The 10,504-nt window shown below is 54.7% G+C and carries 5 protein-coding genes; all 5 read left to right on the top strand.

Annotation, left to right across the window (positions count from 1 at the left end):
• Window positions 1-258: 258 nt before the first annotated feature.
• Genes Q7P63_01420 through Q7P63_01400 form a run of 5 tightly spaced genes read left to right on the top strand, consistent with a single transcriptional unit; the run spans window position 259 to window position 10,498 of the window.
• Window positions 259-735 (top strand): hypothetical protein, encoded by a 477-nt coding sequence (locus Q7P63_01420; GenBank protein ID MDP0498732.1) that lies wholly within the window; start codon window positions 259-261, stop codon window positions 733-735.
• A 19-nt stretch (window positions 736-754) separates the two neighbouring features.
• A complete protein-coding gene (locus Q7P63_01415) occupies window positions 755-2,752 on the top strand; it encodes a hypothetical protein (GenBank protein MDP0498731.1) in 1,998 nt (665 codons plus the stop codon).
• 8 nt (window positions 2,753-2,760) lie between these two features.
• Window positions 2,761-3,135 (top strand): hypothetical protein, encoded by a 375-nt coding sequence (locus Q7P63_01410; GenBank protein ID MDP0498730.1) that lies wholly within the window; start codon window positions 2,761-2,763, stop codon window positions 3,133-3,135.
• Window positions 3,132-3,989 (top strand): hypothetical protein, encoded by an 858-nt coding sequence (locus tag Q7P63_01405; GenBank protein MDP0498729.1) that lies wholly within the window; start codon window positions 3,132-3,134, stop codon window positions 3,987-3,989. The genes Q7P63_01410 and Q7P63_01405 overlap by 4 nt, the downstream gene beginning before the upstream one ends.
• Window positions 3,990-4,048: 59 nt before the next feature.
• Entirely contained in the window at window positions 4,049-10,498 is a 6,450-nt protein-coding gene (locus Q7P63_01400; GenBank protein MDP0498728.1) for an RHS repeat-associated core domain-containing protein, read from the top strand.
• Window positions 10,499-10,504: the final 6 nt, after the last annotated feature.

The following is a 10,504-nucleotide window of genomic DNA, read 5'->3' as shown; positions in this document are numbered from 1 at the left end:
CGCCGCCGCCCTCGCCCCGCGCTACCCAAATCACAACAAATTGCCCGAAAATCGGGCCGGCGATGCTGCGGCAGCTGCATCGCACGTTACTTGTTACTGCCTCAACGTCTGGTCAAAGCGCTTTTTCAGCAGGGTGCTAGGCGTGCAAACGTAGTAAAATGCGTTAACTGGCGGTATCACCTTTGTGGCAAAGGACTTGCTGTTTTGTCTGAAAAAATAGCTTGCGATCTATTGTGAGGCCTAGGCTTTATTGTCTGCATGAAGCTTATATCCTCTCTTCGTAGCTACGTTGGGCTATTACTTTTGCTGTTCAGCTCTCCATTGCTGGCTAAAGATCAATCTGCCTCGCAAGTCTCGGTGGCGAGCGTCACAACCACTTCGCTGACTTACCGTCAGCGTCTGGAGGCGGAGTTTACAGCTCAGAAAGCTCAGCTGGCGGAGGATCGGTCAGAGCTCGATGCGTTGTTAAAGTCTTATTTGGCCACTGTGCCCTACGCCACCTACGAGGAGGCGGCGGCGATGCAGGCGGCTTTTATGCGTGAAAACTTCGAGCAATATGTGGAGCTAGAGGCACAGGAGGAGAAGGTAGCTTCGCTTGGCAAGCTGCTTTCGCGCGCGGCGGCGCGCGAAAACTCTCAGCTCATTGAGCAAAGTGCACGAGCGCAAGAGCTAGAAGAGCAGGAACGAGCCTTTACGAAAGCCTCGAAGAAGCTGCTGCGTCTTGAAGCCAAATAATAAACCAGACGAAGAATCCATGAAAACCAAACTGCTGCTCTGCTCTAGCCTTTATGGCCTGTTTTCTCTATCACTAGTTCATTCCGCTACGGTGGGCGTCGCTGGGGAGGATACACAGATCCTTGGCAACAAGATTAAGCTAAACGGCATCTCGTCGCTGGAGAATATAGAAACACGACCACTTATAGCTGTCGGTGGTTTTAGGTATGCTGGCTGGCAGAACTATAGCCAGACAATCGTGTCATACAATGGGCGTCTTTACACCATATATGATGCTAGTGAGGATAGGAAATACCATGGTTCGGGAAGTAGTCGTAATTTCCGCGATTTTCCAAAGGCCATGATGCACATGGTTATTGACCGGTCTACTGGTAATGTGGTGCCGATTAACGGTCAAGCGATAGAAGTTCACAACGACGAGGCTCAATTACTGGCGGCCATAGACAGCTACTTTGATGAGCAGTATATTCATATCGTGCTTTCCTGGGCCGAGTGCTTCGATTTTACTTCTGGGAACGCTAGTGAGTTAGAGCAAAAGATGCTTTCGTTGGGGGCTAGTCGAGAAGCTCTCGAAATGACCCGAAGGGTAGTGCCTGCCGAAATGGGTAATCCAATAGGATCCACTTACGGTGATGAATCTACCTACAGCTACGTCTTGATCGGGATTCCTGGCATTGGTGCGGGTAACGGCATGGAAGCCACTCAAGAAATCTACGACCTCAACGTCAATCAGTGGAGTTCGCCTGTGATCTCAACTCTATTGATGAAAGCTACGGTCGGATTTAAGGATAATCAGGCTCCCCGGTTTACGCCGGTCGGGATGCTTAATAATAGCCTGATTCAAGATGATGGAGATCTGTGGGCAGCCAAAGGGATTGAAGGCGGAGCAGATAGTCATACCAATAACAATGGGGGCATTGCTGTTGGTTCGGCTGCGGTGGCCCGTGGGGCCTATGCGGCTGCTTTTGGATCAAGGACCGAAGCCGGGCCTGATATGTCTTTTGTAGCAGGTAATGGCGTAGAGCTGATATCGGGAAAGGCTCCCTCGGCATCGGTCGCTCTTGGAGTCTTTAATTTTGCTGGTTCGGGAGTTGACACAACTACCGCGGAGGATAAGCAGCCTGTTTTTGTGATTGGTGCGGGAACTGGTGATAATGCATCGCAACGTAAGGATGCTTTTATCGTTCGAAAAGATGGAAGCGTTACGATCGGTGGTTCTACTGGCATCACTTTTACTCCTACAGGAATCGACCAACCGGGCACTGCGTTGCGTGTGACAGATAACGCAATCTTTGATGATGATGTCGCAGTTTACAAGAATCTTAACCTTTGGGGGAATAATGCTCAGCTTACCTTCAAGGGCGAAGGAGTTAAGCTGTCGCAAGTTGATCAGGAGATGCTTCTGGAATCTACCTCAACTTGGAAATTTCTAACTTCACAGACCAATCATCAGGTGGAGGTTTTTCGCGTAAACCGACACGAGTCATTTTTCATGAGCGACCTCGGGATTGGGACGGCTACACCTGAGGCCAGGCTGCATGTGGATGGTGATGCAAAGATTGATGGTACCATTGCTATTTCAGGCGGTAACCCGGCTGCCGATCGCGTTTTGACCGCAGTAGACGGTGATGGAAATGCCGAATGGCGGGTGTTGAATCCCAATAATGTTGTCGGCAATCTCAATGTTAGCGGAGCGGTGACCTCTTCCACGGGAGTCTTTAACGGGGTTGTAGTATCGCAGGAGAATGGGAGGATCATTCTTGAGGGACCTCCTGTCTTTGATGAGGGCGACCCCAGTAAGGTTGTAATTTCGCAATCCCGCAAATGGTCGGTTGATAACTCATATGGCGCGTTTAGGGTTTTTAGTGATGGTGTGTCTGCAGCTCAGAGCCCGGCAACATTGTCTGGCTTTTCTCTTAGAGATATTGGAAATGGAGAATCACAACTCGAATTGGAAGCGAACAGGGTGTTGATCAGGCATGTGCAGGGCGATGTGTCGATGGGTAACTTTCAATAAGCCGAGCCATGGATAATACGATGAAATGCATCTCACAATTCGTGTTATTATTCTTAGGCTGCTCCTCAGTCGTAGCTGCAGACTATCCTAGCTGGTGGCAAGAGATGGGATTGATTCTTCCAGAACATGAGCCAAACGATTACGGCGTGGTGAACCAAGGTCAGTTGAAGAACTTCGGCTTACGTGCTTCGTGTTACATGCGCTTCATGCTTGACACGGACAATGCATCCTGGGGTGAGGCATGCAACGGCTCTACCCCTTCTTTTGCCGATATAGGCTATAATTTCGCCGAGGCACCTTCCAAGTTGATATTTACATGGGAAACGTCTCTGGACAATGAGCGATACTTGTTGTCTCACACATACCGTCTACTGCTGTCATGAAGTCGCCACCCTACCAACTCACACTGTTGCTTACGCTCGTTCCGGGTGTGCTTTCGGCAGTCCCCGCCGGATGGCCGCCTGCATATCCGGAGTGGTGGTACGATGCTGATCCATCCAAAAGCGTAGTCGATGTAGACCGAACCTTGGCAGGTGATCATGGAAACTCTTCGCCCTTGCTTCTAGGGCAGCTTAAGCACATGGCGACCATTGCACGCGATGAACTGGATGAGCAACTTGCTCTGATTGGAGGAGCAGGCCCAGCCATTGATAACTTCGTTGATGGTTTCGTTCTGGAATCGGGTGCGAACAGATCACCGGCGAACTTAGGGCAATTAAAGAACTCATCTCACGTTTTCTTCGACCGATTTGCGGATATTGGATTCGGTCCAGGTGAGGCTGGATGGCCTGACAACCTTAGCTTGAGTGAAGGTGCTAATGATCATTCTCCACGCTATCCTTGGTTGAATGATAGCACTCCAGATAACACAAGCATTGCTAATCTCGGACAAGTAAAGCACCTGTTCTCGTGGAGCATTAGTCAGTGGGTTTCTGTTGATGAAAACCCCGCTGACGGGATTCTTGACTGGCGCATAACTTTTGCTCAGACACTGGACCCTAATGGTGACTATGACGGTGATAATGCCACAAATCAGCTAGAACTAGAGCAAGGCACAGACCCCATTGATCCGTTGAGTATACCTATCACGTATCCCGACTTGAGCCAGATGACATATACATATGATCAAAGCGGAAGACTCTTGGGTATTGCGTACGGCAACGGCTATAATGTTGAATACAGTTACGACGATGAAGGAAGTCTTCAGTCGTCATATGTGGATTATATCGAAGAATAACCAATCGGAATGGATGTTTCAGCATACTCGCAAACACAAAACTTTTTCCGCCTTTTCTGATGAAACACCTCATAGTTGCACTTCTATTTTGGGTTATCACTGTATCTGTAAATGCCCAGAACGGAGGCAATCCACTCTGGCAAAACACCCCACTGAACGCTTTTCCCGTCGAAGTTATCGGTGAAGGCACACCCGCTGAGGTGACGCCAGCGGAGCCTTCGCTGATGACCCTCGATAGCAGTCCGATGGCCTTCAGTGCGTCGGCAATGTCCTCCGTTGACCTCCCGCCAGAGATCGTTGAATTGGCGGATTCGCTCGTCGCGGCGGCCGATGCCAATCCAATTCCCGGTCAGTCTACCGATGCGCGCCGCGCCATTGAGGTATTCAATTGGGTGCGGAACAACATCAACTATCAGTCCTACCACGGCCTTCGCAAAGGATCACTGCTGACACTCCTCGAGGGCTCCGGCAACGACTTTGACCAGTGTGCGCTGCTGGCCGACCTGCTCTCCGCCGCTGGAATGGCTAATTTCGAGTTCCGCTTGCGTGGTATGAAGCTCAATTACGATGACGTCTCTGACTGGCTCGGCATGGCCGACGAGCCTTTCCCGGGCCGAACCTTTGAGGAAGTTTACGGCGTACCTGTCGAAGAGTTCTACGCAGGAGCTCCGGGCGTGCCCCCCGAAGCCCTGGCTACGACTTCGAACTTAGTGGCTAAGCAAGCTGCATTTGGTAGCGCCTTCATTGCCTCCAGCGGTATTGCGATGGGAAGCAACACGGTATCACTGTGGTCTCCGTATTTGCCGCAGCGTGCAACCTTTGTCTTCGACCACCTATGGCTCCGCCTGACCATCGATCAAGGTACGTTCAATCTCGATCCGTCTTATAAAATCCATGATACGATCCCGGGCCTGCAGGACCTGCTTTCAGCGAGCGGCTACACCCGCAGCGCGTTGCTCTCAGCCGTAGGCGGCAACGCGGGTCCTAGATATGTCCGCAACCTTAGCGATTCGGGTATTGAGGCGCATCTTGCGTCCCGCGCGGGCGCATTGCTGGACCTGCTGGAGCAGAATTACCCAAACCTTTCCCTAAATGAAATCGTCAGTGGACGCCGGATCGTCGAAGTCACTATTGATGACTTGAGCGAGGCCTTCGTTCTCCCCGAGGACTATTTTGGCACGAACCTAACCTGGACGGAAATCCCTTCCAACTACCGCGCGACCCTGCGTATTCGCTCTGGATCGTTGGATTACACCTTCGACATGGCCGAGCTAAGGGGCCGGAAGTTGTCCCTGACTTTCAGCGGCACTCAAGCGCAGCTACGAGTTGATGATGTGATTCCTCCGGCAGAGACAGGGCGTCAGCCCACCGGAGCGGTCAATACGTCCTTCAATCTCACCATCTCGGCAAATGTGCCCGGTCCTGCTTCCAATTTGAGTGAAACGAAAGATTACCAGCGGGCGGACAACTTCGTCTATACCATCATCTACGGCTTTTCGCCCTCGGGACGCCTGTTGCAGCGCCGAAACGAATGCCTGCAAGATCTACTCGAAAGCGGTCTGGACGATGACTCCCATCAGGTCCGCAGTGAACTACTCAATGTAATGGGACTCACTTGGCTCTACCAGACCAATTTGGTGGATCGCTTGCTCGCTAGCCAGAACGATGTGGCCTTGCGCCCTCAATACCGTTTTGGCCGAGTTGGGCAGGAGCAGGGATTCTACATTGACGTAGGGCTTCAGCTTGCTGCGCACCAGCCGAGAGATGGAGTAACCGACGGTGGGCAATTCGATAATGTCTTCCATCTCGGCGCTCTCTTTGCCAGCGCCCTAGAGCACGGTATTATCGAACAAATGCAGCCCGGCTACTCGGCGGTTTCAACGGTCAACATCCTCCGCCAAGCCAACCGTGACAGCGTCTCCAACAGCAATCAGCGCCTCTACCTGGCGGATTCGACCAATTGGAATGTTGGCACTCACAAGGTGCGGGGCAACCTGCAAAACTACCCGAACCTGACTGACCTCGACGACGCCATCGCCAATGGCGCGACGCTCTTTCTGCCGCGTAATTACAACGTCAGCCAGGGCGGCATCTGGAACGGCTCCGGCTGGATCATCCGCAGCCCCTCCAGAGCGGGTATGATCATCAGCGGGGGTTACAGCGGGGGCTTTTCAACTAGTCCCGGTTACGTTTCTTCGCCGACCATCGTCAACAGCAGCTTCAGCAACCCGACTTACAACTACACTAGTCCGTCGTCCCCGGGCCTGCAAAACTTCAGCCCACCGAGCTACTCGACGCCAGACTTCTACGGTAGTGACCCGGTGGACATGGCCACGGGCTCTTTCACCTACGCCAATACCGACCTGTCCACCGGCAATGCGGGTGCTCCACGCGGGCTCACGCTGACACGCAGCTACCGCAGCCTGACCGCCGGACGCGATACCCAGCACCTAGGCTATGGCTGGACGCATAACCTGCACATCCGAGCCTACGCCCGCACCGCCACCGAGGAAGCCCTCGGGCTGGGCACGCCGCAACAGGCCGCGACTTTCCTGACCTCCGCGCTGATCGCCTCCGATCTTTACCGCGAGGGCGCAACCCCCACCGAATGGGGCGCAGCGGTGCTGACCGTCGGCTGGTTCACCGATGAACTCGCCGAGTTCAACGACACGACCGACCAGCTCGAAACCAACGCCGTCTCCATCACCATCGGGCACGACACCTTTCAGTTCATTCGCCAACCCAATGGCACTTTTACGCCACCGACAGGTTCGACCATGTCACTTTCAGCCGATGGCAATGGTAACTACGTTCTCCGGCAACGCCTTGGTAACACCATCTTCTTCGAGCCGACCCAGACCAGCGGCGACAACGGCCAGCGCGTTGACCGGATCGTCGACGTCGATGGCGTGGCAATGCAGTTCGAGTACCATGCCGACGACCGCCTCAACTACGTGCAAGATGCCTTCGGTCGCCGCTTCACTTTCCATTACGACGGCAACGACCGCATCAACCGCGTGCAGGATTCCGCCGGGCGCAACATCTACTACCGCTATGATGCCAACGGGAACCTCGACCGCTTCACTGATCCCGAAACGCGCTACACGTATTTCGCCTATGCGGTCAATGGAAACGGCTCGGACTCCATTAGCGGCTCCAGTCTGCCAGGCCCTGTCGATCCTTCCGGCATCACGGCTATTCAGCATCTGATGGTGCGGATGCGCAACCACGACGGCCAGATCATTACCCAGAACGTTTACGACGACCTCGAACGCGTCGCGCAGCAATACCTCCATGGCGATACCAATAAAACCTGGACGCTCAACTACACCGGCGTGTCCAGCCTGGAAATTGATCCCGCGGGCAACGTCACCGAATACCAATACGACGAGCGCGGGCGCTCGGCGGGCCAGATCGACGCCATGCGCGATGCCTCCTTCTGGGAATACGACGGCCAGGATCACGTCGTGCGGCAGGTTTCGCCCAGCGGCGAAGTCACCGTCAACCACTACGACGGCGACCACAATCTGCTGCGCAGCGACCACCCGCGCGGAGGGGGCAGCACCGTTTATACTTACGATGCCCTGCACCGCATCCAGACGGTTACGGACCCGGACGGAAATGTCACGACCTACACCTATTTCATCAACGGACCAAATGCGGGCAAGAACCGCCCGCAGACCGTCGTCGATTCCGAAGGCACCACCACCTTTACGTACTACGCCAGCGGCACTGGCATCGGGCGCGTAAACACCGTGTCGGATGACGACGGCCTCGTCACCACCTACACTTACGATCAGTGGGGGCAGCCCAACACGGTCACCGAGCCGGGTAACTTCGTCACCGATTACAACTACAACGCGCGTGGTGACCTCCTTTCCGTCATCGACCCGCGCAGTATCCGCACCACCTTCACCTACAACGCCCGCCGCCAGGTCATCCGCACGGAATATGACGATGGCGGCGCGGACGAGGCCGCCGAAGACCGCAGCTATGACAACCAGGGCCGCCTCGCCAGCATCACCCACCCGACCGACAATAGCGGCCAGCGCGTCGTCGAGCGCTTCACCTACACCCCCACCGACAAGCCCCTTGGCGAGTTTTTGGCCAACGAAACCGCCACCCTCGCCGACGACGCCATCGCCACCTACGCCTACGACGGGCGCGACTTCAATACCGCGGTGACTGATGCCCTTGGGCGCGTCACCTCGCTCAACTACTTCCCCGACGGCGAGTTGCAAGCAACCGACCGACCGGAAGCGACCGGTGACCGCGACACCGCCTTCACATATGACGGCGACGGACGCCTGCTCAGTCAGACCGACCCCGGCGCAGGCATACCACGCAGCACCGGCTTTGCCTATGACGTCACTGACATCGCCGAAGGCGACCAGACCACCGGCTTCCCACGCACCGTCTTCACCGCGCCAGACGGGTTGACCACCACCAGCGAATACGACCGACGCGGTAACCTCCGCTACTTCACCAATCGAAGCGACAAGGTCTTTGCTCTCCAATATGACGGGCTTGGGCGGCAGACCAGCGTCGCTACACCGCTCGACGTCGCCGCCGAGCGCGCCCTCACCACCACCTACACCCACCGGGGCGCGCCGCTTACCGTCACCGAGCCCTCCGGCGAGGTCACTTCTTTCAACTACCACCCGACCTCCGGGCGGCTGACTTCCGTCACCGACGACGTCGGCACGATCAGCTACACCTATAACGCCAACGGTGACCCGCTGACCGTCACCGAGGGTAGCGACACGATCACGCGCACCTACGACCGACTTGGGCGGGTACTGAGCTATACCGACGAAAATGGGCAGGCCATTGGGTATCGCTATTACGACAGCGGGCGGCTACGCCTGCTGATCTACCCGGGCGGCAACGAAACCACTGGCAATGTCGAATACACCTACTGGCAAACCGGGCGCTTAAAGAACGTCATCGAACGTTTGGGGAATTCACCGCGAACATCGACTTTCTATTGGAGCAACGACGGCAGACTTGCGAGGATCGAACGTCCGAATGGCACCAAGCGCGTCATCACTTATGACGACGTCGGGCGCCCGGAACTGATCCAAGAGCTACACAGCGACGATACCATAATTGCGAGCTACGATGTCAGTTATTACGATAGCGACGAAATCTACCAGCTGGCCGTTTCGCCCTCGATAGACCCGGCGCAATTTGACGCCCCGCCGCCTGTCGCTCTGACCTTCAACGCTGACAACCAAATTGCCACCTTCGAGATTCCCGGATTGGGCGGCACCCCGCCCGGCCATGGAATGGAGGCGGCTCAGCATGACCTCGACGGCAACATGAGCTGGGGGCCACTCCCCAGCGGCCAAATGGCAAGCTACAATTATAATGCGCGCAACCAACTGACCAGCGCGGGAGGGATCAATTATCAATACGATGCCGAAGGGAACCGTATTGGCATCAGCGGAACCACAAACGCCAGCTTCGTGATTGACGCCAATCGCGGCCTCTCGCGCCCGATCCAAATCACGCGCAACGGCGTCACCACTCGTTATGTCTATGGTATCGGACTAAGTTACGAAGTCGATGCCAGCGGCAACGCGATCTATTATCACTACGACCAAACCGGCAACACGGTCGCGCTGACGAATCAAAGCCAAACCGTTGTCGCAGAATACCGCTACGCCCCCTACGGCCACCTCATCTATCAAAGCGGCTCGCACCAGACCCCATTTCGCTACGGCGGTTTCTTTGCCATCCACACGGACGACAACGGGCTCATCCACATGAGAGCTCGCTACTTCAACTCCCTAATCTGTCGGTTTGTGAATTCCGATCCAGCCCAAGATGGATGGAACTGGTATGCCTACGCAAATGGTAACCCGATTATGAACATTGATCCCACGGGTTTCGGCTCACAAAATAGTATACAGGCTATGACTGCTGGTTACTCATTTGCCTTAGGAAGTGGCAGTAGTTCTTATACAGCTAAAGATTTTGCGCGTGATGTAGCCGGATTCGTTCCTGTTCTAGGCTCTGCGCTTGATGCATACGATAGTTTTGCCGCTGGCAATTGGGGACAAGGCATCCTCCACACAGCCCTCGCCATAACAGATTTAACAGGTGTAGGGGCGATCACGAAAGGCTTGGTAGTCGGTGGTTTCAAAATAGCCGCACGTCAAGCAGTAAAACGTACCTTCAGGTCTGGATTATCGTCAAGTTGGGATAATGTCTCAGCCAGAATTGGGAGGAATGGTCTCCGTGACTTTCCGAAGCAAGAGATTCACCATTGGTTATTCAATCGAAATCAGGGGATCGGACGATTAGTTCCAGATCGAATAAAGAATCAGCCATGGAATTTGATGCGAATGCCACAAGACACGGCGTTCCATGATGCGTTACATGGTGGTGGAGAACTTATCTGGGCAAACCGTTCATTGATTCGAGCATGGAACGGTACTCCGGGATGGGCCAAAATTGGAGTTCTCGGCGTTGGGTCATATTCAACGGGTCTGTTTTACAATTAGCTACTG

The organism is Verrucomicrobiota bacterium JB022 (assembly GCA_030673845.1).
Lineage (GTDB): Bacteria > Verrucomicrobiota > Verrucomicrobiia > Opitutales > Oceanipulchritudinaceae > WOUP01.
The sequence above is the reverse complement of the archived record's forward strand: the minus strand, read 5'-3'. Positions and strand labels throughout refer to the sequence as shown.

Excerpts from the sequence above, each read along its gene's own strand:
- Q7P63_01420 (MDP0498732.1), top strand. The coding sequence starts at position 259 with ATGAAGCTTATATCCTCTCTTCGTAGCTACGTTGGGCTATTACTTTTG.
- Q7P63_01415 (MDP0498731.1), top strand. The coding sequence starts at position 755 with ATGAAAACCAAACTGCTGCTCTGCTCTAGCCTTTATGGCCTGTTTTCT.
- Q7P63_01410 (MDP0498730.1), top strand. The coding sequence starts at position 2,761 with ATGGATAATACGATGAAATGCATCTCACAATTCGTGTTATTATTCTTA.
- Q7P63_01405 (MDP0498729.1), top strand. The coding sequence starts at position 3,132 with ATGAAGTCGCCACCCTACCAACTCACACTGTTGCTTACGCTCGTTCCG.
- Q7P63_01400 (MDP0498728.1), top strand. The coding sequence starts at position 4,049 with ATGAAACACCTCATAGTTGCACTTCTATTTTGGGTTATCACTGTATCT.